The organism is Belnapia sp. (assembly GCF_059504005.1).
Window position 1 is genome coordinate 61,574 of sequence record NZ_JCACHU010000140.1, and the last position, 23,531, is coordinate 85,104.

General features: G+C 72.4%; 22 protein-coding genes and 1 tRNA gene. 9 read left to right on the plus strand and 14 right to left on the minus strand.

Annotated elements, in window-relative coordinates; all coding sequences use genetic code 11:
- Positions 1-22 precede the first annotated feature (22 nt).
- The 9 genes from AC5JJ1_RS19815 to AC5JJ1_RS19855 form a co-directional block, all read right to left on the minus strand.
- The gene (locus tag AC5JJ1_RS19815) at positions 23-1,690 is read right to left on the minus strand and encodes a serine aminopeptidase domain-containing protein (protein WP_495786837.1); all 1,668 of its coding nucleotides are present in this window, start codon (positions 1,688-1,690) and stop codon (positions 23-25) included.
- Between the two features lie 23 nt (positions 1,691-1,713).
- On the minus strand, positions 1,714-2,652 hold the full coding sequence (locus AC5JJ1_RS19820; RefSeq protein ID WP_495786838.1) for an amino acid--[acyl-carrier-protein] ligase: 939 nt from the start codon (positions 2,650-2,652) through the stop codon (positions 1,714-1,716).
- Complete coding sequence (locus AC5JJ1_RS19825) at positions 2,649-2,957, minus strand: acyl carrier protein (RefSeq protein ID WP_495786839.1); 309 nt, start codon at positions 2,955-2,957, stop codon at positions 2,649-2,651. The genes AC5JJ1_RS19820 and AC5JJ1_RS19825 overlap by 4 nt, the downstream gene beginning before the upstream one ends.
- A gap of 196 nt (positions 2,958-3,153) precedes the next feature.
- Positions 3,154-4,206 (minus strand): hypothetical protein, encoded by a 1,053-nt coding sequence (locus AC5JJ1_RS19830; protein ID WP_495786840.1) that lies wholly within the window; start codon positions 4,204-4,206, stop codon positions 3,154-3,156.
- Between the two features lie 4 nt (positions 4,207-4,210).
- Positions 4,211-4,459 carry an acyl carrier protein gene (locus AC5JJ1_RS19835; RefSeq protein WP_495786841.1) on the minus strand — a complete coding sequence of 83 codons (249 nt, stop codon included), beginning with the start codon at positions 4,457-4,459 and terminating at the stop codon, positions 4,211-4,213.
- Positions 4,429-6,369: an HAD-IIIC family phosphatase gene (locus tag AC5JJ1_RS19840; RefSeq protein WP_495786842.1), complete on the minus strand. Its 1,941-nt coding sequence runs from the start codon at positions 6,367-6,369 to the stop codon at positions 4,429-4,431. The genes AC5JJ1_RS19835 and AC5JJ1_RS19840 overlap by 31 nt, the downstream gene beginning before the upstream one ends.
- A gap of 7 nt (positions 6,370-6,376) precedes the next feature.
- Positions 6,377-7,990 (minus strand): MBOAT family O-acyltransferase, encoded by a 1,614-nt coding sequence (locus AC5JJ1_RS19845; RefSeq protein ID WP_495786843.1) that lies wholly within the window; start codon positions 7,988-7,990, stop codon positions 6,377-6,379.
- A gap of 159 nt (positions 7,991-8,149) precedes the next feature.
- Positions 8,150-9,130: a hypothetical protein gene (locus tag AC5JJ1_RS19850; protein WP_495786844.1), complete on the minus strand. Its 981-nt coding sequence runs from the start codon at positions 9,128-9,130 to the stop codon at positions 8,150-8,152.
- Between the two features lie 32 nt (positions 9,131-9,162).
- Entirely contained in the window at positions 9,163-9,678 is a 516-nt protein-coding gene (locus AC5JJ1_RS19855) for an adenine phosphoribosyltransferase (protein ID WP_495786864.1), read from the minus strand.
- A 154-nt stretch (positions 9,679-9,832) separates the two neighbouring features.
- Here AC5JJ1_RS19855 and AC5JJ1_RS19860 point away from each other — a divergent pair, with 154 nt between their 5' ends.
- Positions 9,833-10,021, plus strand: a complete 189-nt coding sequence (locus tag AC5JJ1_RS19860; protein WP_495786845.1) for a DUF2842 domain-containing protein — start codon at positions 9,833-9,835, stop codon at positions 10,019-10,021.
- Positions 10,022-10,069: 48 nt separating this feature from the next.
- On the opposite strand, the gene AC5JJ1_RS19865 is transcribed toward AC5JJ1_RS19860, so the two are convergent.
- Positions 10,070-10,146 (minus strand) — tRNA-Pro (locus tag AC5JJ1_RS19865).
- Positions 10,147-10,210: 64 nt separating this feature from the next.
- Positions 10,211-10,795 carry an LOG family protein gene (locus tag AC5JJ1_RS19870; RefSeq protein ID WP_495786846.1) on the minus strand — a complete coding sequence of 195 codons (585 nt, stop codon included), beginning with the start codon at positions 10,793-10,795 and terminating at the stop codon, positions 10,211-10,213.
- A 138-nt stretch (positions 10,796-10,933) separates the two neighbouring features.
- Between AC5JJ1_RS19870 and AC5JJ1_RS19875 the strand changes: the two genes are divergently transcribed.
- The 8 genes from AC5JJ1_RS19875 (at position 10,934) to AC5JJ1_RS19910 (ending at position 19,077) form a co-directional block, all read left to right on the plus strand.
- Positions 10,934-11,368, plus strand: a complete 435-nt coding sequence (locus AC5JJ1_RS19875; RefSeq protein ID WP_495786847.1) for a cytochrome c — start codon at positions 10,934-10,936, stop codon at positions 11,366-11,368.
- Positions 11,369-11,501: 133 nt separating this feature from the next.
- Positions 11,502-12,857 (plus strand): diaminopimelate decarboxylase, encoded by a 1,356-nt coding sequence (gene lysA / locus AC5JJ1_RS19880; protein ID WP_495786848.1) that lies wholly within the window; start codon positions 11,502-11,504, stop codon positions 12,855-12,857.
- Between the two features lie 23 nt (positions 12,858-12,880).
- Entirely contained in the window at positions 12,881-15,430 is a 2,550-nt protein-coding gene (locus AC5JJ1_RS19885) for a DUF4175 domain-containing protein (RefSeq protein ID WP_495786865.1), read from the plus strand.
- 4 nt (positions 15,431-15,434) lie between these two features.
- Positions 15,435-15,905, plus strand: coding sequence for a nuclear transport factor 2 family protein (locus AC5JJ1_RS19890; protein WP_495786849.1), 471 nt, complete (start codon positions 15,435-15,437; stop codon positions 15,903-15,905).
- 10 nt (positions 15,906-15,915) lie between these two features.
- Positions 15,916-16,872 carry a cation diffusion facilitator family transporter gene (locus tag AC5JJ1_RS19895; protein WP_495786850.1) on the plus strand — a complete coding sequence of 319 codons (957 nt, stop codon included), beginning with the start codon at positions 15,916-15,918 and terminating at the stop codon, positions 16,870-16,872.
- A gap of 176 nt (positions 16,873-17,048) precedes the next feature.
- Positions 17,049-18,218 carry a zinc-dependent alcohol dehydrogenase gene (locus tag AC5JJ1_RS19900; RefSeq protein WP_495786851.1) on the plus strand — a complete coding sequence of 390 codons (1,170 nt, stop codon included), beginning with the start codon at positions 17,049-17,051 and terminating at the stop codon, positions 18,216-18,218.
- Positions 18,215-18,745: a hypothetical protein gene (locus tag AC5JJ1_RS19905; RefSeq protein ID WP_495786852.1), complete on the plus strand. Its 531-nt coding sequence runs from the start codon at positions 18,215-18,217 to the stop codon at positions 18,743-18,745. Before AC5JJ1_RS19900 ends, AC5JJ1_RS19905 begins: the two co-directional genes overlap by 4 nt.
- 77 nt (positions 18,746-18,822) lie before the next feature.
- Positions 18,823-19,077: a hypothetical protein gene (locus AC5JJ1_RS19910; protein WP_495786853.1), complete on the plus strand. Its 255-nt coding sequence runs from the start codon at positions 18,823-18,825 to the stop codon at positions 19,075-19,077.
- Positions 19,078-19,121: 44 nt separating this feature from the next.
- On the opposite strand, the gene AC5JJ1_RS19915 is transcribed toward AC5JJ1_RS19910, so the two are convergent.
- The 3 genes from AC5JJ1_RS19915 to cuyA all read right to left on the minus strand — a co-directional run bounded on the left by AC5JJ1_RS19915 (position 19,122) and on the right by cuyA (position 23,490).
- The gene (locus tag AC5JJ1_RS19915) at positions 19,122-19,538 is read right to left on the minus strand and encodes a tellurite resistance TerB family protein (RefSeq protein ID WP_495746706.1); all 417 of its coding nucleotides are present in this window, start codon (positions 19,536-19,538) and stop codon (positions 19,122-19,124) included.
- Between the two features lie 61 nt (positions 19,539-19,599).
- Complete coding sequence (locus AC5JJ1_RS19920; protein ID WP_495786854.1) at positions 19,600-22,392, minus strand: ATP-dependent DNA helicase; 2,793 nt, start codon at positions 22,390-22,392, stop codon at positions 19,600-19,602.
- A gap of 81 nt (positions 22,393-22,473) precedes the next feature.
- Positions 22,474-23,490 carry a D-cysteate sulfo-lyase gene (gene cuyA, locus AC5JJ1_RS19925; protein ID WP_495786855.1) on the minus strand — a complete coding sequence of 339 codons (1,017 nt, stop codon included), beginning with the start codon at positions 23,488-23,490 and terminating at the stop codon, positions 22,474-22,476.
- Positions 23,491-23,531: the final 41 nt, after the last annotated feature.

Below are 23,531 nucleotides of genomic sequence, written 5' to 3' on the forward strand. Positions count from 1 at the left end.
CGTTCGTCCCGGGCTGTTATTGTTATGCCGTATGGATCGGAGAGGCGAAGGCTGGGCGTTGCGGCGAGGCCGCGAGGCGGGGCTGGTTGTGGTGGTCGAGCAGCTCCCGCTCGATCGCGGTGATGAGGGCGTCCTGCATCCTCCGCGGGTTGATGGCGTGGTCGGTGCCGCCGAGGAGGAGGGTGCGGATCGGGGCGCGCTGCGGCAGATGCCGGCCGCCGCGGCCGAAATGCGCGCGCAGCTCGCGCAGTGAGCGGTCGCGGTCGCTATAGGCGAGGAGGAGCGTCGTCCCGCGGGCCTGCAGCTGCCGCAGCCAGCGGGCGGCACGATCGAGGCCCGTGTCGAGGCCAAGGCGCTCGGCCAGGAAGCGGTCGGCTTCGGCGCGGCAACGGCGCAGCGCCATGCGAGGCTTGCGCAGCAGGGGATGCTCGCCGGGCGGAGGCCCACCATCGAGATCCGGCGCGCCGCCGGCCGCGCGGTCGAAGGCCGGCAGGTTGGCCAGGGCGAGGCCAGCGACGCGCGCATCCCGCAGCGCGGCCTGGAACCCGTGATGGGCGCCCGAACAGACGCCGACCACGAGGCAGCGGCGGAAGCCTTGCCGCTCCAGCGCATCGAGGCCGGCGAGCGCGCCCTGCGTCGGGTCGTCGCCGAACAAGAGTCCGGCACGCTCCCCATCGCCGATGTCGCCGCTTTCGCCGATGCCGTTGGAATCCATGCGCAGCGAGGCGAAGCCGCGTTCCGCCACGCGGCGCGCCAGGCGCACGGCCACGCGGCCATTGCCGATATGGTGGTTGGCGCCGGTGTTGAGGATCAGGACCGCGGTCGGCTGCGGCGCCGCCGGGGAGCACAGGATGCCGGCCAGTTCCTCCTCGGCGCCGAAGCGCAGGACGCGCTCCTCGATGCCGGGGGCGACAGGCAGGCGGTCGGTCACCACCGCCTCCGCCGTCGACGGCGGCGCCGCCTTGGCCAACCAGTGGGCGACGCTGCCGAACAAGGCCCTCGGCGGGATGCTCAGCTGCGCATGCCGCAGGAAGGCGGCATGGCCCTCGAAGGGCAATGCCGTCACTGCTGCGCCCAGTTCTGGGAGCGGCGGCGCTGCCGGCCCCGGCGGCTCGGCGACCAGGATGCGGGCCGGGCGGGCCTGGCGCAGCAAGGGCGCGAGGTCGAGGCCGCGCAGGCCGGCGATGTCGCTGTCATGCAGGCGGAAGCCGGCAGCTTCGAGCCAACCCGGCTCGGGCGTGGCGTCGCCGGCGGCGCGGGCGCCGAGCAGCAGCTCCCGCCCATGGGCGCGGCCCGACCAGACGGGTGCGAGAAGGACCATATCGGCGACGCTGCCGGGACGGCGCGCAGCGCTGGCGGCAGCGAGGAGCGCGCCGAGCCGCAACCCGCCGAGGCTGACCGCGTCCAGGCCGAGCGTCGCACGCATCCAGTCGCAGGCGGCATCGATGCCGGCGAGCCAGTCCGCAAGGCGATGCGGCGCCTCCTCGCCCAGCGAGTCGCCGGTGCCGGGATAATCGAAGCGCAGCACCGGAGTGCCCGCTGCCGCCACCTGCTCGGCCAGGACGCGCAGCCCGGCCTGGGTGCAGATCAGCTCGTAGCCGAAGGGTGGGCAGAGCACGAGGCCATGCGCCGCCGACCCATGCGCCGGATGCAGCCAGCCGCGGCAGCCATGGAAGGCGACCGGGATCATCGGCGGCTGCCTCCCCGCCCCGTTCAGGCCTGCGGCCAGAGCGTGGCGCGCACCGTCTCGGGCCAGGCTTCGACATCGAAGCCGTGCTGCCGGAGCAGGGCGAGGGCCACGCGCTCGAGCCCGAAGCCGGCGCAGCCCGTATGCGCCGGCTCGCCATCGGCGCCGCGGATGCCGTAGGCCTCGGCGAAATGGTCGACATGGTAGTTGAAGCTGCCGCAGGCGCTCAGCCGATCGGGATCGGAGACCGGCACCAGGATCTCGAATTTCAGCCGCTGGCTGCGCTGGCCGTTCGCCATCAGCAGGCCGGGGCGGCCGAAGAAGGGGTCGTTGGCAAGGTCCGTCGTGGCCGACAGGCCCATCTGGCGGAACATCTCCAGCGCGCGGGTCATCCAGTGCGACTGGAAGGCGCGGATACGCTCCGGCGTGCCGAAGCAGACCTGCTCGCGCTGGCGGAACATCTGCATGCGCGCGGGATCGACCGAGGGCTCGCGGCGGAAGCAGTAGGAGGAGGAATCGACGAGCCAGCCCTCGGCCGGAAGCCGGCCGCGCGCGGCGATGATCGGATAGACCGGGTAGCAGGAAGCAGGCGTCAGCACCACGTCGGAGGATTGCTGTGCCGCGGTCCAGCCGCCCTCCTCGGCGGTGCAGGCCAGCACGCGCTTGTGCTCGCGGTCGTCGCCGCAGAAGCAATGCACGGTGCCGACGAGCTGCGGCATGTTCTTGAAGTAGCCGCTCGCCTCGAAGCCGCTGCGGGTCATGATCGGCGGGAAGCGCATGATCTCCGCCTCGTCCGAGGCGGACAGCCGGCCGATGAGCCGGTCGACGGCGTCGACCAGCGCTTCGAAGGCGGCGCTGCGGCCATGGAGGCCGTCGACGCCGGTCGGGAAGAGCAGGCGGCGCGCGAACAGCGTCTCCCGGAACTCTGCGGCGCTGAGGCGCGGGGCAAGCTCGGTGGCGCTCACCGCACGGCATCCGCGGCGACGGGCCAGCCATTGGCATCGACGGAGCCGCCGGCGGCAGGGGCAGCGCCGGCCCGCAAACCCTCCAGCACGCGGACGATGGCGTTGATGGAGGAGAAGGTGTCGCGCGTCAGCGCCGTCTCGGGAAACTCGACGCCCAGCGCGTTCTCGAGCCCGATCATCACCTCCACCGTGCCGTAGGAGGAAAGGCCGGCCTCGAAGAGATCGGCGTCGTTGGCGAGCGCGTCGGCCGAGGCGGCGAGGTCGCCGACCCCCTTCAGGACATTACGAACGGCTTCATGCAACACGGCACGACCTCCAGCGAACAGCAATCTTAATTTGAAGGAACCCGCAAACCGATCAACTCAAGATAGCTTTAGCGGTTTGTAGGGAGCGGATCGGCGGCGGATCGTCACGCCGCCGATGCATAGGGAATTACGCTCCGCTGCATCGCGCTTCGCATCACATGACGGTGGGAAACGGCATGATGCCGTCACCCTGATCTCAATCGCTGGCCTTCACGCCCGCGGCAGGCGGGTTGAGTGCGAGGTGAGACTGCGTGGTCGGCGACGCCGCGGCCTCGGCGAGACCAAAGGCCTCGATCAGCGCGGCGGTGAAGCGCGGCACGGTGGACCAGCGAAGGTGGATGGCGTCGAAGAAATCCTCGTCGGATGCGAGGAACTGCCTGCCGTCCCAGTACTGCGCGCCGCTCTCGCCGAGCGCCTCGCGGATGCCGTTGGAGAAGCGGCTCAGCATGGCGCCGTCCGGGTCGTAGAGCTTCCGCCATTGCGGGTGCAGCGGCGTCATGGCGACCAGCAGCCGCCTGCCCTCGCCGTGCACCCGCTGGGCGAGCTGCGACAGCGCCGAGAGGCAGGCCGGGCCCGGCTTGTCGACCGCGCCGTACAGCAGCTGCCCGCGCCATCCCTCCGCCGCGAGCGGCCCGCTGCCGAACCGGTCGAAGACCAGCGGGTCGGTGCGGTTCGCGCCGGAGCGCTTGCCGGCGACGGTGGCGGCGTTGCGCGCCAGCGAGACAAGCGAGAAGTAGCGCGTGTAGTAGAACCAGGGCGTCGCCTGGCCGAAGACGTAGTCGTCGACGTCGTCCCGATCGAAGAAGGCCGTCGGCTTGCTGGTGCAGTCCTGGAAGTCCTGCGGCGAGGCGATCATCACCACCTCGCGCACGTCGCGGTAGTGGTCGAGCAGCCAGTCCGTCGCGAAGGCGGTCTGGTTGGCGCGCAGGCCGCAGAAGGCGCCGTTCAGCGGCTTCAGGCCCGGGGCTTCCCGCAGCAGGGTGCTGCCGTCGAAATGGCGCCAGGCGACGGAGGATCCGACGACCAGCAGGGTCGGCGAGCTGGGCTGCTCCTGCCGCAGGAAGTGCAGCTTCTCGTCGACGCACAGCGAGTTGCTGAAGGCCGGCGGCGGCAGGTGGCCGGTCGCCGAGAGCGTCAGCAGCGCGGTGTAATAGAGGGCGAACATCCCCAGCAGCGAGCCGAGGAAGGCCAGCAGGTAGCCTGGCCGCACCGGCTTCGGCGAGGCCTGGGCGATCGGCGCTCCGGACATGGCGTCATGCGCCTTTCCGCTTGGCGGCGATCAGCTGGACGAAATCGCCGACATTGTGCAGCGACTCCAGCTCCGCCGTGCGGAAGCGGATGCCGAACCGCGTCTCGGCCGCGACCACGAGGTTGACATGCGCCTGGCTGTCCCAGCCAGGGATGTCCTCGGCGGTGGTTCCGGCAGAGATGGCGATGTCGTCGTCGTCGAAAACATCGCGGAAGACTTGCGTCAGGGCCGCGTAGATCTCCTGCTCGTCCATGTGGTGTCCAGGGCAATGGGGTGGGCGAACGGCCTTGGGCCGCGAGTCTCGATGCGCCAGACCAGCGTCCCGTCGGGGCGATCCGGCAGTGGCGCCATCGGCGTGAAGCCGAGGCGCGGATAATGCTCCGCCACCATGCCGTTGCGGGCGGTGGGGCGGTATTCGCCGATGAGCGCGGCGATGCCCTGATGCGCGGCGCGCTCCAGCAGCACCTGCAGCGTCGCCTCCTCGACCTTGCGGCCGAGGACGCGGCAGCTCATCAGCCAGGTGTCGATCAGCCACTCGTCCGGGCGCAGCGCCGCATCCGGGCGCGCGAGCACCACGCTGATGAGGCCGTTGTCGCCGAAGCGATCGGTCAGGCGGATGGCCAGGGCAAGGGCGTTCGGGTCGTCCGCCAAGGCCTGCATCTCGGCTTCGGTATAGCGGCGCGTGGTGAGGTTGAACTGGTTGGTCTTGTTGACGAGCTGCGTCGCGCGCGGCAGCTCGGCCGGGCCGATCTCGCGGGCGGTCAGCACCATCTCGAGGCTGCGGAGGTAGCCCTCGAGATCCGTCGCCTGCTCGAGCACGGCCTGGCGCGAGGCATTCGCCGCATAGCTGCGGCCGCGCGCGGCGTCGTCGGCGGTGAAGCCGACCGTCTCGAAATAGCCCGCGGCGCCGAGCCAGGTGGGGTAGAGCGCCACATCCTCCGGCAGTTCCGGCACGGCGACATCGGGCAGCTCGCGCCGGACGATGTCGCGCTCGGCCGGGTTGTCGTCGACGAAGACGAGGGCGTCGAGGCCGATATTGAGCTGCTTGGCGATCTGGCGGAGGTTGCCGGCCTTGTCGTTCCAATTGGCGAGGAAGGCGGCAATGTCGCCGCGCTGCAGCGCCATCTCCGGGTGGTTGGCGAAGGCCGCCTCGGCGACGGCCGCGTCGTTCTTGCTGCAGACGGCGAGGATGATGCCGCGCCGGCCGAGCTGCGCCGCATGGCGCTGCATGGCGAGGAAGGCCTCGCCGGTCGGGTTGCCCTGGCCGAGCTTGATGCCCTCGATGCCGTCATCGCCGATGACGCCGCCCCAGATCGTGTTGTCGAGGTCGAGGACGAGGCATTTCCGCGTCCGCCCTAGCACCGCGCCGGCGATGCGGGCGACGAGGTCGCCGTGCAGCGGCGCCATCACCGGGCTGACGAGCTGCTTCGCCTGGTGCCAGCGGACCGGGTCGCCCAGGCCATCGGCCGGGCCCTGGCCGGCCATCTGCGCGGCAAGGTCGAGCAGCAGCACGCCATCCTCGCGCGCCGCGGCGCGGATCGCGGCATTCAGCCGGTCGAGGATGCTGCGCGGCGCGGCGGGCACCATCGCCTCGTAGCTGCCGAACAGCAGCGGCGTGGCGGGGATCAGCAGCTGCTGCACCACCTGCGCGTTGAACCGCTCCCGCGCCCGCCGCCAGAGACCGCGCAGCTCGGCGATGCGGGCGGCGACGGCCTCCTGCACCGCGCTCTCCGGCGAGTCGAGCGGCAGGTCGATCGGCGAGTCCTGCGCGTCGAGCGCAAGCAGGATCAGCTGCGGGGCGAAGGCGGCCAGCGCCGGATCCTCGCCGAGCAGCGACTGGCGGTAATTGCCGTAGGGCGCGACATGCACCGAGAGTGCCAAGCCGCGATGCAGCCCGGCGACGCGGATGCCGGGCACGAGGTGGTCGACCGTATGCGAGGCGAGGATGGCGAGCCGCAGCGGCACCAGGCCGTGCGGCGCCGGCAGCGCGGCGAGGCCCTCCTCCGCCAGGCGATCGAGCCGGCCGGTCGCGGTGAAGTCGCGGCGGAAGCCGGCGAGGTGCATGGCCCGCGCCAGCCTCTCGCCCGGATCGGCGATGCGCCGGGCGGCGGAGAGCGCCGCGCCGAGATCCTCATGCACCGGAAGCCAGGCAAGCTGTTCCATGGCGGCCTCAGAACTGGAAGTAGAGGAATTCGGTGGGCGCCGAGGAGAAGGTCTGCATCAGCACGAAGAAGCTGAGCACGCCGAGGACGACGCCGTAGATCGGCGCCGGCCGCCAGGTCATCGCCGGCAGGATCGCCTGCAGCCAGGCCGGGCGGCCGCGCCAGCCGAGCGCGGTGCGGACCTGCAGCATGAACTGCTGGGTGTTCGGCATGAACCAGACGAAGGCCAGCAGGACGAGGATTCTCGCCCAGTCCTCGATCTGGAAGAACCGCCCGGCGCCGACCTCGAGCCCATGGCTGGCGACGACACCGGCGATGAGCGGCAGCTGGGCGAAGCTCGCCGGCACGATGACGCCGTGCAGCCCGACCATGCCGGCGAGCAGGTTCAGCGCCGCCGGCACGCTCTCGGCCCGGAAGAAGACGAGGGCGACGACGACACAGAGGAAGGTCAGCAGCACCGAGGCGGCATGCGGCAGCAGGCGGTCGTCGTCCAGCTTCCAGCCCCAGCTGGCCTTCAGCGCGCGCCAGCCATGCGCGATGACGAGGTAGACGCCGTGCAGCAGGCCGAAGACGACGAACTGCCAGCCGGCTCCGTGCCAAACGCCGGAGATGAACATGGTGAGCACGGTCGGCCAGGCGACCAGGGCAAGGAAGGTGCCGGGCGACATCTTGCCGCGGCGCGGCAGCGGCTTGCCGGCCGCGGTGCGGGCGCGCGTCGCCCGCAGCACGATCGGGTTGTAGATATAGGCCGTCAGGAAGCGCGTCAGCGTCATGTGCCAGCGCGACCAGAATTCGATGACGTTGCGGGCCTTGAAGGGGCTGTCGAAATTCGGCGGCAGGCTGATGCCGAAGAGCAGGCCGAGCCCGATCGCCATGTCGGTATAGCCGGAGAAGTCGAAGTAGATCTGCAGCGCATAGGCCAGCGCGCCGCCCCAGGCATCGAGCAGCGGCAGGCCCTCGCCGGCGGCGGCCGCGGCGAAGGTGGGGGTTGCCAGGGCGCCGAGCGGATCCGCGAGGACGACCTTCTTCGCCAGTCCAAGGCCGAAGAGGGTGAGGCCGATCGAGATGTTGTCGAAGCGCGGCCGGAAATTATCCGAGTTGCCGAACTGGCTCAGCATCTCCCGGTGATGGGTGATGGGGCCGGCGATCAGGTGGGGGAAGAAGGTGATGAACAGGCAGTAGTTGAGAAAGTCGTGCTCCACCACCGCCCCATCATGCGCATCGCTGAGATAGGCGATCTGCTGGAAGGTGAAGAAGGAGATGGCGAGCGGCAGGACGATCTCGCGGATCTGCCAGTCGAGGCCGAAGGCGGCGTCGATATTGGTCAGCAGGAAGGTGGTATACTTGAAGTAGAGAAGCGGCAGCAGGTTGCCGATGATGCCGAGCACCAGTACCGTTCGCGAGGGCTTGCGCAGAAGATAGCCGCCCAGCAGGTAATTCGCCAGCATGCTGGCCACCAGCATCGGCACGCACCAAGGATTCCACCAGCCGTAGAAAACGAGCGATGACAGCGTCAACCACGCGGAGGCCAGCCGTTGCTGGCCAAGACCGGCGATGAACAGGAAGCCGAGGAGGACGAGGGGCAGGAACCCAATGATGAAGGTGGCGGAACTGAAAACCATGGCCTCGTTCTTTTCCGTACAGGCTCCCGCCTCGGTGACCTCGCACCGCAATATATGCCTTTCCAAAAAGACGCTGCTTCACAAACAGAAAAGCTTCCGGCCGATCACCGCATAAGTGATGACGCTATTGTTCGGCCAGGCCTGCGACGGTCCCTGGGCTCAATCCGGCTTCCAACGCAGCCGCCGGAACAGCCAGTCGCGGTAGGCGAGCACGGCCTCGGGCGGCACCGCCAGAGAGCTGGTGGCGGGGGCGGGATCGGCCCCGGCGCTGAGCCGGATCCCGGGGACCGGCGCATTCCGCTCCTCCTCCAGCCAGCGCTGCGCCGCCGCGCGCCAGAGGGCGACGAGGTCGCCGGGCGTCAGCGCCGGCAGCAGCAAGGCGCCGAGCAGGCGCGCATTGGCCGCGGCCGCGAACAGGCCGGCACGCAGGGCGGCATCGCCGCCGGTGGCGAGCTCGGCAACGGCCGGCACCTCCGGCAGGGCGGGGTCGCGCGCCTCGTCCAGCACGAACCAGGGCTGGGCGCCGAGCGTGGCGAGGCGGGGCAGGCAGTTGCTGCCCTGCATCACCACCGCCTCGACCGCGCCTTGGGCCAGCGCCGCCTCGGCCCGCGGGCCGGCGAGGCCGAGGACCGGGGTGGCGGCATGGCCGGCCAGGTCGAGGCCGAGCAGGGCCGCGGCGCCGGCTCGGTCGGCGGCGGCCAGGCCGAGGCGGAGCGGCGAGCTGGACGCCGGAAGCCAGCCGCGCCCGGCCAGCACCGCCAGCCCCTGGGCGGCGCAGACCGGCACCCATCCGGTGCCGTCGAAGCGGGCGCGCTGGTCGCCCACCAGGCGGGCCTGGGCGGCGGCGCCCGGCAGCACCAGCAGCGTGCGGCCATCCGGCGCGGCGGCGGTGGCGAAGCGGTTGGCGGCGGTCACGCCATCCGGCCCGCCGAGCACGCTCCGCTCCAGCGTCAGGGCGGTGGTGCTGCCGCGGGCCAGCGCCGCGGCCAGGCGGCTCGACCAGTCGGCGAGCGCCCCGTCCTCGGGCCCGGGGACCAGCAGCGTCGCGGTGGCCGGCAGCAGGGCCAGGGCCGGCGCGGGCAGGGCGGCGAGGGCGGCGGCCAGCAGCCCCCGGCGGGTCGGTCGCGGGCCCTGCGCCATGCTGTGCCTCCCTCGCCTCCGAATGCGTCCGCCTAGTCGTCGTAGCGCAGCAGGGTCTCGCAGGGGAGGTCAAGCCGGGTGCGGCCGTTGAGGAAGGTGAGCTCGATCAGCGCGGCGACGGCCGGCACCTCGGCGCCCGCCTGGCGCAGCAGGCCGATGCCGGCCGCCATGGTGCCGCCGGTCGCCAGCAGGTCGTCGAGCAGCACCACGCGCTGGCCGGGCTTCACCGCATCGGCCTGCATCTCGATCCGGTCGGTGCCGTATTCCAGCGCGTAGTCGAGGCCGACCGTCTCGCCCGGCAGCTTGCGCGGCTTGCGCAGCATGACGAAGCCCAGGCCCAGCTCCAGCGCCAGCGGGGCGGCGACGAGGAAGCCGCGGCTCTCGATGCCGGCCAGCACGTCGGGCCTGTAGGGGCGGATCCTGTCCGCCAGCCGCTCCATCGCCGCGCGCCAGGCGGGGCCGTGCCGCAGCAGCGTCGAGATGTCGTAGAAGAGGATGCCGGGCTTCGGGAAATTCGGGATGCCGCGGATATGCTCGCGCAGGTCGATCTCGGGGTGGGTCTCGGGCATGGCCGGTCCTTCGGGTGGGCGCGCCCCCGGGGACCGGCGGCGGCGCCAATAAGCACCGGGCGACGCTGCGGTGCAACGGGCCGCGGATCGATCAGGTCTTGGCGATGGTGCCCGGCTGGGCCATGTGCAGGCCATGTCGCGCACCTCCATCGCCACGCTGGTCGGCCTTGCCGGCTTCCTCGCCTATGTCGTCGGCGTGGTGACGCTGGCCGACCACGTGCTGCACATGCATTGGGCCGTTCAGGCGGTCTTCTTTCTCGTCGCCGGCACGGTCTGGACGCTGCCCGCCACCAAGCTGATCGTCTGGGCCGCCCGCGGGTAAGGAAAAGCCCCGCCAGCGGGGCTGGCGGGGCTTCCGGCAAGGCCGACTTGGTCGGAGCGAGAGGATTCGAACCTCCGGCCCCTGCGTCCCGAACACAGTGCTCTACCAGGCTGAGCTACGCTCCGCTGGTCGGCCGTCGCCGCGGGAGGCGGCCATATACAAGCCGGGCCAGGGCGCGGCAAGGGGGGATCAGAGGCGGCGCGACGGCGCGCCCTCGCCGGCCGGGCTCGCCCGCAGCAGCGCCATGGCGGCCGGCACGTCGGGTGCCAGCGTGAAGAGCTGCCGCCCGTCCTCGCCGACGAAGCCCTGCCGGACCAGGTGCTCGAACAGGGCGAAGAGGGGCTGCGCCCAGCCGCCGATGTCGAGCAGGATGATCGGCTTGTCGTGCAGGCCGAGCTGGCGCCAGGTCAGCACCTCCATCAGCTCGTCCATGGTGCCGAGGCCGCCGGAAAGGGCGATGAAGGCATCCGACAGCTCGTACATGCGGGTCTTGCGGCTGTGCATGCCGTCGGTGACCTCGAGCTCGGTGACATCCGGGTAGGCCCGCTCCATCCGGGTCAGGAATTCGGGGATGACGCCATGCACCCGCCCGCCGGCGGTGATGGCGGCCTCCGCCACCTTGCCCATGAGCCCGATGCCGCCGCCGCCATAGACCAGGGTGAGGCCCGCTTGGGCCAGGGCGCGGCCGAGCGCCTCGGCCGCCGCGGCATGGGCCGGGTCGGCGCCGGGGCGGCTGCCGCAGAAGACGGCGACGGATCGAATGGGCTCTGGCATCGGGTAACCTCCGGCTGCGTCCGGCTGCAACGCGGCAGCACCGTCTTGTATCTGGTGCCGCTTCGTCACAGTCCGAGGCTTGTCAACGGGCGGGGCAATCATGCCATGATCGCAATCATGGGTTCGGGAGATTCACGGATGAGGCTGCGAATGGTGGCGTCGGTGCTGGCGCTGCTGGCTTTGGCGGGGACGGCGCTGGCCCAGGGCGATGCCATCGCCGAGCGCCGGGCCGGGCTGAAGCGCATGGGCGGGCATATGGATGCGATCAAGCCCGTGGCGGAGGCGCGGGGCGAGGTGAAGGCGCTGGAGCCGCGGATCGACGACATGATCGCCTGGTTCCGCACCATGCCGACGCGCTTCCCGCCCGGCTCGGACCGGGGCGACACCAAGGCCTTGCCGGCGGCCTGGTCCGACCGCGCCGGCTTCGAGGCGGCGAATACCCGCCTGCTCGGGCAGCTCGACGTGCTGAAGGCGGCTGCCGCCTCGGGCGATGCGGCGGCCTTCGCCACCGCCTTCCAGGCGACCGGGCCGCAATATTGCGGCGGCTGCCACCGCAACTTCCGGGCGCGGTGACGCCCCGCCGCCGCGGCCCGGTGCCGCAGCGGCCTCGTCCCAATCAATGTTCCGCTTTGGGCTGGGCGCGTTGCTTGCGGCGCAGGCATAGCGGGCGCTTGTCGCCAGGCACCCCCGCGCCGCACAATGGGGGATGGCCTCCCCCCTTCCCCTCGCCGCGGCCGATGCCGAGCCGAGCTTCGCCGAGATGCTGGCCGCCCGGCCGCACCTCTCCCTCAACGCCCTCGACGGGCTGACGGTGGAGGAGGTGCCGCTCGCCCGCATCGCCGCGGCCGTCGGCACGCCGAGCTGGGTCTACTCCGCGGGCGCGCTCAGGCGCCGGGCGTGGGCGCTGAAGGCGGCGCTGGCGGGGGCGGGGCTGCGCGCCTCCATCCATTATGCGGTGAAGGCCAATGGCAACCTCGCCGTGCTGCGGGTCCTGGCCGCCGAGGGGCTCGGCGCCGACGTGGTCAGCGAGGGGGAGCTTCGGCTCGCCCGCGCCGCCGGCATCCCCGGCGCCGCCATCGTCTTCTCCGGCGTTGGCAAGACGGAGCGCGAGCTGCGCCTCGCCCTCGAGGAGGACATCGCTCAGGTCAACATCGAGAGCGCGGAGGAGGCGGCGATGCTCTCGGCGCTCGCGGCCGCCTCCGGGCGGGTGGCGCGGGTCGGGCTGCGGGTCAATCCGGACGTCGATGCCCGGACCCATGCCAAGATCACCACCGGCAAGTCGGAGAACAAATTCGGCGTCGCCTTCGATGACGCGCCGGCGCTCTATGCCCGGCTCGCCGGGCTGCCGGGGCTGCGGCCGATGGGCATCGCCATGCATATCGGCAGCCAGATCACCAGCGGCATGGCGGCCTATCGCGCCGCCTATGCGCGAATGGCGGAACTTGCCACGGCGCTGATGGCGCGCGGCCTGCCGGTCGAGCACCTCGATTGCGGCGGCGGCCTCGGCATCCCCTACCGGGACGAGGCGGCGCCGGGGCCGGAGGCCCTGGCGGGGGCGATCGCCGCGACGCTCGGCCCGCTCGGCCTGCCGGTGATGCTGGAGCCGGGGCGCTGGATCGCCGGTCCCCCGGGCCTGCTGCTGAGCTCCGTCGTGCTGCAGAAGCTGGGGGCGGGGCGGCGCTTCCTCGTCCTCGATGCCGGGATGAACGACCTGGTGCGGCCGGCCATGTACGAGGCCTGGCATGGCATCCTCCCCGTCTCCGCCCGGGATTGCGCGGCGGCCCTCAGCCCGGCCGACGTGGTCGGGCCGGTCTGCGAGACGGGCGACACCTTTGCGCGCGGTCGCGCGTTGCCATCTCTGCAACCGGGGGCGCTGGTCGCCTTCCTCGATGCGGGAGCCTATGGGGCGGTGATGAGCGGCACCTACAATGCGCGTCCCCTGGCGGCGGAGGTGCTGGTCGACGGCGCCCGCTTCGCCGTGGTGCGGGAGCGGCAGGGCTTCGACGCGATGCTGGCCGGGCAGCGGATGCCCGACTGGCTGGCCGGGGGGCAGGTCCCCTGAGCCCGGAGCGCCTCGCCGCGGCACTGGCCCGCCGGCGCCACCTGGCGCGGCTGGCCCTGTTGTGGGAGGGGCTATGGCCCCGGCTCTGGCCGGTGCTCGCGGTGCTCGGCCTGTTCCTCGTCCTGGCCCTGCTGGACCTGCCGCGGCAGTTGCCGGTGGGGCTGCATATCCTGCTGCTGATCGGCGTCCTCGCGGCGCTCGGCCTCGCCGGGCGGCGGGCCTTCCGCGGCTTCGCCCCGCCCGGCGAGGCGGCGGCGGAGCGGCGGCTGGAGCGGGAATCGGGCCTAAGCCACCGGCCGCTGGCGGCGCTGGCGGACCGGCCGGCGGGCGATGATCCGGCGGCGCTGGCGCTCTGGCAGGTGCACCAGCAGCGGGCAGCGGCGCAGATCGGCCGGCTGCGGATCGGCGCGCCGCGGCCCGGCCTGCCGGCGCGGGATCCGCGGGCGCTGCGTGCGGCGCTGGTGGTCGGGCTGGTCGCGGCCTTCGTCATCGCCGGGGGCGAGACGGGGGAGCGGCTGCGGCGGGCGGTGACCCCGGCCTTTGCCGGCCCGCTCGCCGGGCCGGGGCTGCGGCTCGAGGCCTGGGTGACGCCGCCGGCCTATACCGGCGCGCCGCCGATCTTCCTTGACCCGGCCGGGGGCAGCGCGACGGTGCCGGCGGGCAGCCGGCTGCAGGTCTCGCTCTCGGGCGGCGGGGGCGGGGTGCCCGAATTGTTGGCCGACGGGGCGGCGACGCCCTTCCAGGCGCTCGATGCCGCCAGCTTCGCCGCCGAGATGCCGCTGGAGCATGGGCTGCGCCTCGCCATCCGCCGCGGCGGGACGGAGCTGGCGCGATGGGCGCTCAGCGTGCAGGCCGATGCGCCGCCCTCGGTCGCCTTCGCCGAGCCGCCGGGCCGCGCCCAGCGCGGCCTTGCCACGCGCATGCCTTGGCGGGCGGAGGATGACTGGGGCCTCGCCGGGTTGCGGGCCGAGATGCGGCTGGCGGCACGGCCCGAGGCGCCGCCGCTGGTGCTCGACCTGCCGTTGCCCGGCAGCAACCCGAAGGCGGCGCGCGGCACGGCGCAGCCCGACCTCTCCGCCCACCCCTGGGCCGGGCTGGAGGTGTCGGCGCGGCTGTTCGCCCGCGACGGCGCCGGGCAGGAGGGCGCGTCCGAGGCGGCGACACTCACCCTGCCGGAGCGGAGCTTCAACCACCCCGTCGCACGGCGGCTGATCGCCATCCGCCGCGAGCTGTCGGTGGAGCCGGAGCGCCGTGCCCCCGCTCGCCGGGCGCTGGAGGAGGTGGCGGAGGCGCCGGAGGCCTTCGAGCACGACACGGCGACCTATCTGGCGCTGCGCGTCGCCCGCGGCCGGCTGGTGAACGACCGCCGCCCCGAGGCGGTGCGGGAGGTGCAGGACATCCTCTGGGAGGCCGCCCTGGCGCTGGAGGAGGGCCGCGACGGCCGCACCGCCCGCGCCCTGCAGCAGGCGCGCGAGGCGCTGCGCGAGGCGCTCGACCAGGCCGAGCGGCAGCAGCAGGAGGCTCGCGAGAACCCCGAGCGGGCGCCGGAGCAGGCGGAGCAGCGCGCCGAGCTGCAGCGCCGCATCCAGGAGCTGCGGGACGCCATCCGCCAGCATCTCGAGGCGCTGACCGAGCGGCTGCAGCGCGAGAATGCCGAGGCCATGCCGGAGGGCAGCCAGAACCGGATGACGGACCAGCGGGAGATGGACCGCCGCACCCGCCGCATGGAGGAAGCCGCCCGCGAGGGCCGCACCGAGGATGCCAAGAAGGAGCTCGCCGAGCTCGAGGAGATGCTGAAGGCGCTCGAGGAGGGCCGCGCCCAGCGGGCGGAGAGCCCCGAGCGGCAGCAGCGCCGCGAGCGTGGCCAGCAGCAGATGGGCGTGGTCCAGGACATGGTGAAGCGGCAGAGCGACATGCTCGACCGCAGCCACCAGCGGGCCGACCAGGGCGAGCGCGACCGCAGCCAGAACCAGCGCGGCCGGCAGCAGCAGCAGCGCCAGCAGCAGGGCGCCGAGGCAAAGCAGCAGCCCGAGGCCGGGCAGGATGGCCGCCGCCAGCGCGCCCTGCGCCGGGCGCTCGGCGAGCTGATGCAGCAATTCGGCGACCTCACCGGCGAGATCCCCGACGGCCTCGGCCGCGCCGACCAGGCGATGCGCGAGGCGCAGGAGGCGCTCGGCCAGGGCGGCGACCCGCGCGACGCCCAGCAGCGCGCGCTCCGCGCCCTGCAGGAGGGCGGCCGGCAGATGGCGCAGTCCATGCAGCGGCAGTTCGGCAACCCGCAGCCCGGCGAGGGCGAGGAGGAGGGCGAGCCGGGCGACATGGCCGGCGAGAACCAGCCCGGCGGCCAGGGCCAGGACCAGGCGCAGGGCCAGGGCGAGGGGCGCGACCCGCTCGGCCGGCGCTCGCGCGACGTGAACGGCAATGCCGACAACGGCGCCGATACCCGCGTGCCGGAGGAGGCGGAGATGCTCCGCACCCGCAAGCTCCAGGACGAGCTGCGCCGCCGCGGCGCCGAGCGGGAGCGTCCGCCGGAGGAGCTCGACTACATCGACCGGCTGCTGAAGAGGTTCTGACCCTATGGCGCCCCGCCCGCCCCTGCCGCCCTTCACCGCCGAGAGCGCCGCGCAGAAGACCCGCGCCGCGGAGGATGCCTGGAACAGCCGCGACCCCGGGCGGGTGTCGCTGGCCTATACCGAGGGGAGCCGCTGGCGGAACCGCGTGGAGTTCCTGACCGGGCGGCCTGCCATCGTCGACTTCCTCACCCGGAAATGGGCGCGGGAGCTGGACTACCGGCTGATCAAGGAGGTCTGGTCCTGGGGCGGCAGCCGCATCGCGGTGCGCTTCGTCTATGAGTGGCGCGACGACAGCGGCCAGTGGTTCCGCAGCCATGGCAATGAGAACTGGGAGTTCGATGCCGAGGGGCTGATGGCGGAGCGGCATGCCAGCACCAACGACCGGCCGATCGCCGAGGCGGAGCGGCTGTTCCGCTGGCCGGCGCCCGGGCCGCGGCCGGCGGACCATCCGGGGCTGAGCGAACTCGGCCTGTAGGGGAGGCTTCATGCCCCACGACCACCATCATGGCCATGCCCACGGGCATGACCATGGGCACGACCACGGCCCCGGCCACTCTCATGGCCCGGCGCCGGGCGAGCGGGGCTTCGCCCTCGGCGTCTCGCTCAATCTCGGCTTCGTCGCGCTGGAGGTGGTGGCGGGGCTCGTCGCCGCCTCGATGGCGCTGCTGGCGGATGCAGGGCACAACCTCTCCGACGTGCTCGGCCTGGTGCTGGCCTGGGTGGCGGTGCGGCTGGCGCGGCGGCTGCCGGGCGGGCGGCGGACCTATGGCTGGCATCGCGGCACCATCCTCGCCGCGCTCGGCAATGCGATGCTGCTGCTGGTGGCCGTCGGCGCCATCGCGCTCGAATCCGTGCAGCGGCTGATGGCGCCGGCACCGGTCGCCACCGGCTTCATGATGGGCGTCGCGGCAGCCGGCATCCTCGTCAATGGCGGGACGGCGCTGCTCTTCGCCAAGGGGCGCGAGGCCGACATCAACCGGCGGGGCGCCTACCTCCACATGGTGGCGGATGCCGCCGTCTCGGCGGGCGTGGTGGCTGGCGGGCTGCTGATCCGGCTGACGGGGTGGCACTGGGTCGACCCGGTGGTCGGGCTGGTCATTGCCGGCGTCATCCTGGTCGGCACCTGGGGGCTGCTGCGCGAGTCGATCGACCTCGCCATGGATGTGGTGCCGCGCGGCATCGAGCCGGAGGCGGTGCGCGCCTGGCTGGCGGCGCGGCCCGGCGTCGCCGAGGTGCACGACCTGCATATCTGGGCGCTCTCCACGACCGAGACGGCGCTCACCGCGCATCTGGTGCGGCCGGGCGAGGCCGTGGATGACGGCTTCCTTCGCGGCGTGCAGCAGGGGCTGCGCGAGCGCTTCGGCATCGGCCATGCGACCCTGCAGGTCGAGCAGGGCGACCCGGCGCATCCCTGCGCGCTGGCGCCGGCGGAGGCGCTGTAGAGCCTGATCGCCGAAGGCTGGCACGGCCGGAGGCGCGAATCACGCGACCGGACAACAAGCTGGAGGATGATCCGCGGTCCGGTGATCACGGATCATGCTCCATCCCGTTCCGCGCGCGGCCCGACAACCCGGAGCGGTAGCATCGCGTTCCCCTCCCTGACTGGGAGAGACATCCGATGCGCGCACTCCGTTGGCACGGCAAGCAGGACATCCGCTGCGACAACGTGCCCGACCCGAAGATCGAACATCCGCGCGACGCGATCATCAAGGTGACGTCCTGCGCGATCTGCGGTTCCGACCTGCATCTCTATGACGGCTTCATGCCGGGCATGGAGAATGGCGACATCATGGGCCACGAGACCATGGGCATCGTCGAGGAGGTCGGCTCCGAGGTCTCCAACCTGAAGAAGGGTGACCGCGTCGTCATCCCCTTCACCATCTTCTGCGGCGAGTGCGACCAGTGCCGGCGCGGCAATTTCTCCGTCTGCGAGCGGAGCAACCGCAACAAGTCGCTGGCCGACAAGGTCTTCGGCCACACCACCGCGGGGCTGTTCGGCTACACGCATCTCACCGGCGGCTATCCGGGCGGGCAGGCGGAGTATCTGCGCGTGCCCTTCGCCGACCGAACGCATATCAAGGTGCCACTCGGCGTGCCGGACGAGACGCTGCTCTTCCTCAGCGACATCTTCCCGACGGGCTGGCAGGCCGCGGTGCAGTGCGACATCCAGCCCGACGACACCGTCGCCATCTGGGGCTGCGGGCCGGTCGGGCAATTCGCCATCCGCTCCGCGCTGCTGCTGGGCGCGAAGCATGTCATCGCCATCGACCGCGTGCCGGAGCGGCTGGCCATGGCGGAGGCGGGCGGCGCCACCGTCATCGACTTCTCGAAGGAGAGCGTGGTCGAGCGGCTGAACGAGCTGACCCGCGGCAAGGGCCCCGAGAAGTGCATCGACTGCGTCGGGCTCGAGGCGCATGCGACGGCGACCATTGACAGCATGTACGACCGTGCCAAGCAGGCGGTGATGCTGGAGACCGACCGGCCGCATGTGCTGCGGGAGATGATGTATGTCTGCCGCCCCGCCGGCGTGCTCTCCATCCCCGGCGTCTATGGTGGGCTGCTCGACAAGATCCCCTTCGGGATGGCGATGAACAAGGGCCTCACCTTCCGCATGGGGCAGACGCATGTGAACCGCTGGACGGACGACCTGCTGCGGCGGATCGAGCAGGGGCAGATCGACCCGTCCTTCGTCATCACCCACAAGGTCGGGCTAGAGGAGGGGCCGAACATGTACAAGACCTTCCGCGACAAGCTGGATGGCTGCATCAAGGTGGTGCTGACGCCATGAGCGGACGCGGGATCGCGCCCCGCCAGGCGCAGGCGCTGGCGCAGGGCCTCGGCTGGTTCAGCATCGGCCTCGGGCTGGCCGAGCTGCTGGCGCCGCATCGCGTCGCGCGGGCGACGGGGCTTGAGGGGCATGAGCGGCTCGTCGCCAGCTACGGCGCGCGAGAGATCGCTACGGGCATCGGGCTGTTGACCTCGCGTGATCCGGCGCCCTGGCTCTGGGGCCGGGTGGGTGGCGATGCGCTCGATCTCGGGACGCTGGCGGCCGGGCTGCGGCCGGCCAACCGGGGGCGCGAGCGGTCCGGCATCGCGCTGCTGGCGGTGCTCGGCGTCGCGGCGCTCGACCTGGCCTGCGTGCTGTCGCTGCGCCCGGCTCGGTCGCGGCTGCCGATGCCGCTGGCCGAGTACCGGCGCCGCAGCGGCCTGCCGCGGCCGCCGGGCGCGATGCGTGGCGCGGCCAGCGACTTCGTCGTGCCGGCGGACTACCGGATTCCGGAGCTGCTCAGGCCCTGGGGCAGCAAGGCGGCCTGACCCGGATCAAACTTGTCGGTGGTGGGGCCGTTCTCCCGGGGCGCCTGCAGGCAGGACGAGAGATAGGAACGGTCACCATGAGCAAGCCCCGCACCACCGACAAGAACGACGACAACCATGGCGGCGGCCCCGGGAGCAGCCACCAGGGCGGCTCGCACGGCCACGCCACGCGCTCCCAGGACAAGGCGAACAGCGACACGACGCGGGAGCCGGGCACGCCGACCAACCCGGACCGCTCGCGCGTCTCGGGCGGTGGCGGGGAGCGCGACGTCGCGCATACGCATGACACTGCCTACAAGAGCTCGAAGCACAGCAGCTCGAAGAACGACTGAGGCTTCGGCCTGCTCCGGCGTGCCGTGGCATGCCGGAGCTGCCCTCAGATCACCTGGTAGCGGGCTCGCGCGGCCCGCTCGATGGCGCCGGCGATGAGCCGGTCGATATCCATGGCGATGCGGAAGTCCTGCAGGAATTGCAGCTCCTCCTGCGTCAGGTCACCATCGGCGGCCGCCACCTCGCAGGCGAGCAGATAGGCCGTCTCGCGCAGCCGGGCCGGCAGCGCCTCGCGGATCAGGGTGCAGGCGCGGTCCAGCCCGTCCGCCTTGTCGAGCAGGGTGAGGCAGGTCTCGGTCACGCTCGAGATGCCGTTCGGGTGGAAGTCGCTGAAGGCCGGCAGGGTCTGCACCAGCCGGGACATCATGGCGAGCTCGGCATCCGACATCATGCGGTCGGAGGCCGCCATCAGCACCATGGCGCAGACCAGTGCCTCCTGCGGATTGAAACGGGTATTGGGCATGGGGCCTCGCTTTCCCCGGGGTGGTCGCCCGGCCGGCGGGCGGCGTCAACCTCCCGGCCTGTCACCCTTCTGCCAGGAAGCCGCGGGTCTCCGCCACCGCCTCGGCGAGGCCGCATCGACGCAGCGGCACGCCCTCCGGCAGGCCGGCCAGCAAACGGCTCGGGCAGGAGCGGTCGAGCAGGACGAAGACGCCGCGGTCATCCGCCCGGCGGATGAGGCGGCCGAAGGCCTGGCGCAGCCGGTGGCGGGCCAGCGCGTCGTCATAGCCCTTGGGGTCGCCGCCGGAGAGGTGGATGCGCCGCTCCCGGTGCAGGATGGAGGGACGCGGCCAGGGCACCCGGTCGAAGACCAGCAGGCGGAGCGAGCGGCCGGGGACGTCGACGCCGTCGCGCATGGCATCCGTCCCGAGCAGGCAGGCATCCTCCTCGGCGCGGAAGACATCGACCAGGGTGGCGTTGTCCATCGCGTCCATGTGCTGGGCATAGAGCGGGATGCCCGCCGCCTCGAGCTTAGGGGCCATGTGGCGGAAGCCATCGCGCAGCCGGCGGATGGCGGTGAATAGGCCTAAGCCCCCGCCGCCCGCCGCCAGGAACAGCGCCCCCATCGCCGCCGAGACCTGGGAGGGGCGGGTCTTGTCCACATCCGTCACCACGAAGGCGCGGGTGCGGGCGGCGTAGTCGAAGGGCGAGGGGAAGGCGGCGCGGATGGCCGGCGTCGCCAGGTGGCTGGCGCCGGTGCGGGCCTCGGCGGCGATCCAGTCGGCCTCCTGGTCGCCCGCCTGGCCGGCGTCGCGGAGCGTGGCCGAGGTGACCAGCATCCCATGCGCCGGGGCGGCGACGGTGAGGGCGAAGGGCGTCGTCGGGTCGAGCCAGTGGCGGTGCAGGCCGGCATCCACGTCCCGCCCCTCGCGGCGGGTCAGCGCCAGCCAGTCGACGAAGGCGCGGCGCTCGCCGAGGGAGGGCGGCGACTCGCGCAGCGCCCGGAGCATGCCCTGCCAGGCGGCGAGCGGCATCAGGGCGCGGCGCTCGATCCCCTTGGCGGCGGTCTCGTAGCGGATGCGGTCGGCGGTCTCCAGCTCCTCCACCTCGTCCTCGAGCCGGGCCATCAGCTTCTCGCGCAGCCGGGCCAGCGGCTCCTCGATGCGCTTCAGGGCGCGCTCCAGCGCCTCGCCGGCCTCGGGCAGGTCGGTGCCGAGTGGGTGCAGGTCGCACTCGACGTCATAGAGCCCGTCCTCCTCCCGTGCGCGGGCGAGCACCTGGCGGCGGACGGCGCGGAGGAAGGTCTCGGTCGGGTTGGATTGCCGTTCGGCGGCGGCCTCGGAGGCGGGCTCCCGCGGCTCCTCGGAGAGGCGGGTTACCCAGCCGAGGCCGGGCAGGGCACGGGCGGCGTGGAGGGCGGCCTCCATCGGCGGCAGCAGGTCGGGCAGGTCGCCGGCCAGCTCCTCGATCCGCCGCCGGAGGCCACGGGCGCGGCTGCGGCCGCCCTCGGCGCCGAGCAGCCAGCGGCGCAGCTCCGCCGTCTCGCCGCCGCAGAGCGCCGCGGAGAAGGCGGCGTCGGCGGCATCGAACAGGTGGTGTCCCTCATCGAAGACGTAGCGGAGGGGCTTGGCATCCTCCGCCCCGCCCTGCGCCGCCTGGACCATCACCAGCGCATGGTTGGCGATGACGAGCGTTGCCGTGCGGGCGCGGCGGATGGAGTGCTCGACATAGCACTGCTTGTAGCGCGGGCAGGCGGACCGGATGCACTCGCCCCGGCGGTCAGCCAGCGGCCAGATGCTGGCGGGGCCGTGCAGCTCCGCCACCCAGCCCGGGAAGTCGCCGGCCATCAGGTCACCGTCGCGCGTCGCCAGCGCCCAGCGGGCGACGAGCGCCAGCGGCACGGCCATGTCGGGATGGGTCGCCTGGCCCAGCATCTCATCGAGGTTCAGCAGGCAGAGGTAGTTCTCGCGGCCCTTGCGGACGACGACGCGGCGGCGGCGCTCCTCCGGCTCCGGGTAGAGGCGGCCGAGCTCCTGGTCGATCTGGCGCTGGAGGTTGCGGGTGAAGGTGGAAATCCAGACCGGCGCGCCGTTCCGCTCCGCCCAGAGGCTGGCCGGGGCAATGTAGCCGAGGGTCTTGCCCGTGCCGGTGCCCGCCTCGGCGAGGACGACATGCGGGGTGCCGCGATCCTCGCGCGGGGCGAAGGCACCGCTGGCGGCGGAGGCGTAGTCGGCCTGCTGCGGCCGCTGCTCGGAGCTCTCGCCGAGGATCTGGGCGAGGCGGGTGCGCGCCTCGCCGGGCAAGACCTCGAAGCTGCCGGGGGGCTGGGCGGGGCCAGGGTCTTCCCAGTCGGGCAGGCGGCGCCAGACCTTGTAGGGGTCGAGCGAGGGCTTCTCCTGGTCGGCACCGAGCGCGGCGAGGACCGAATCGGCCCAGCTCCAGCCGGCGATCTTCTTCATCTGGGCGGCAAGGATGGCGGCGTCGCGGTTCAGCGGCAGGTGGCGGCCGGCGGCGAGGTGGCGCAGCAGGATGGTCGCCATCTCCGGCAGCTGGGCGGCAGCGGCCGCGTCATCCGCCGGCAGGGCGAGGTCGAGCGCCATGGCGAGGCCGCGCGGCGTCGGCGCCGCCGGGCGGGCCGGCATGCAGAAGGCGAAGAGCTCCAGCAGGTCGAAGGTCGCGTCGAAGCGCGGCAGGTCGAGTCGGCGGGCCGCGGCGGGCGCATGGACCAGCAGCGGCGCGGCGCCGCCCAGCGCCTCGGCAAGGCCGGAGGCAGGCACCGTCAGCAACTCGCCATCCGGGGTGAGGAGCGTGGCGCGGCCGAGCCCGGCGATGAGGGCCGGGGCATCGGGCAGGAGAAGGCGCGGGGGCTGGGGCATATGTTCGCGCTTTACCCCAGAACCCGCGCCGGGTCTTCAGGACTCCCCACAAAACCGCTGCGCGGCCTTGCGGAGGATGGTTCAGGCGGCGACGTCGCCGGGCACGCCGAAGGCCTTCGGGTAGCCGAAAAGCCCTACCTGGCCGCCGGTGTGGAGGAAGACGACGTTCTGGTCCTTGGTGAAGTGCCCCTTGCCGATCAGGTCGATCAGCCCGGCCATGCCCTTCCCCGAATAGACCGGGTCGAGGAGGATGCCCTCCTTCTGCGCCACCAGCTTCACCGCCTCGACCATGCCCTCGGTCGGGATGCCGTAGCCCTGACCGACATAGTCGCAATTGGCGACGACATGCTCGGGCTTGATGATCCCTGGCAGGCCGAGATGGGCGGCGGTGCGCTCAGCCAATGCCAGGACGTTCGCCTCCTGCTTCGGCTTCGGTGCGCGGACACCGATGCCGAGCACGGGGATGCCGCTGTTCAGCGCGACGAGGCCGGCGACCAGCCCCGCCTGGGTGCCGGCCGAGCCGGTGGCGTGGACGAGGTGGTCGATGCGCAGCCCCATCTCCGCCGCCTGGGCCACCAGCTCCAGCGCCGCGTTGACATAGCCGAGCGCCCCGACCGGGTTGGAGCCGCCGCCCGGGATGACATAGGGCCGCCGCCCCTTGGCGCGGAGGTCGGCGGCGACGGCTTCCATCTCCGCCTGCATGTCGGCGCCGCCGGGGCGGCGGGCGACCTGGGCGCCGTGGAGCTTGTCCATCAGCACGTTGCCGGACTGGGTATAGGCCGGGTCGGTGGAGCCGGTGCGGTCCTCGAGCAGGATCAGGCAGTCGAGGCCGAGCTTGGCCGCCGCGGCGGCGGTCTGGCGGGCATGGTTCGACTGGGTGGCACCCTGGGTGATGAGGATGTCGGCGTTCTGTGCCTGAGCCTCGGCGCAGAGATATTCCAGCTTCCGCGTCTTGTTGCCGCCGGTGGAGAGGCCGGTGCAGTCGTCCCGCTTGATCCAGAGCCGCGGGCCGCCGAGGTGGCGGGAGAGCGCCTCCATCGGCTCCAGCGGCGTCGGCAGGTGGCCGAGACGGATGCGCGGGAAGCGGGCGAGGTTCATGCGGGACGAGTCCTTGCTTGGCCGTGTCCCGCCGAGGCTAG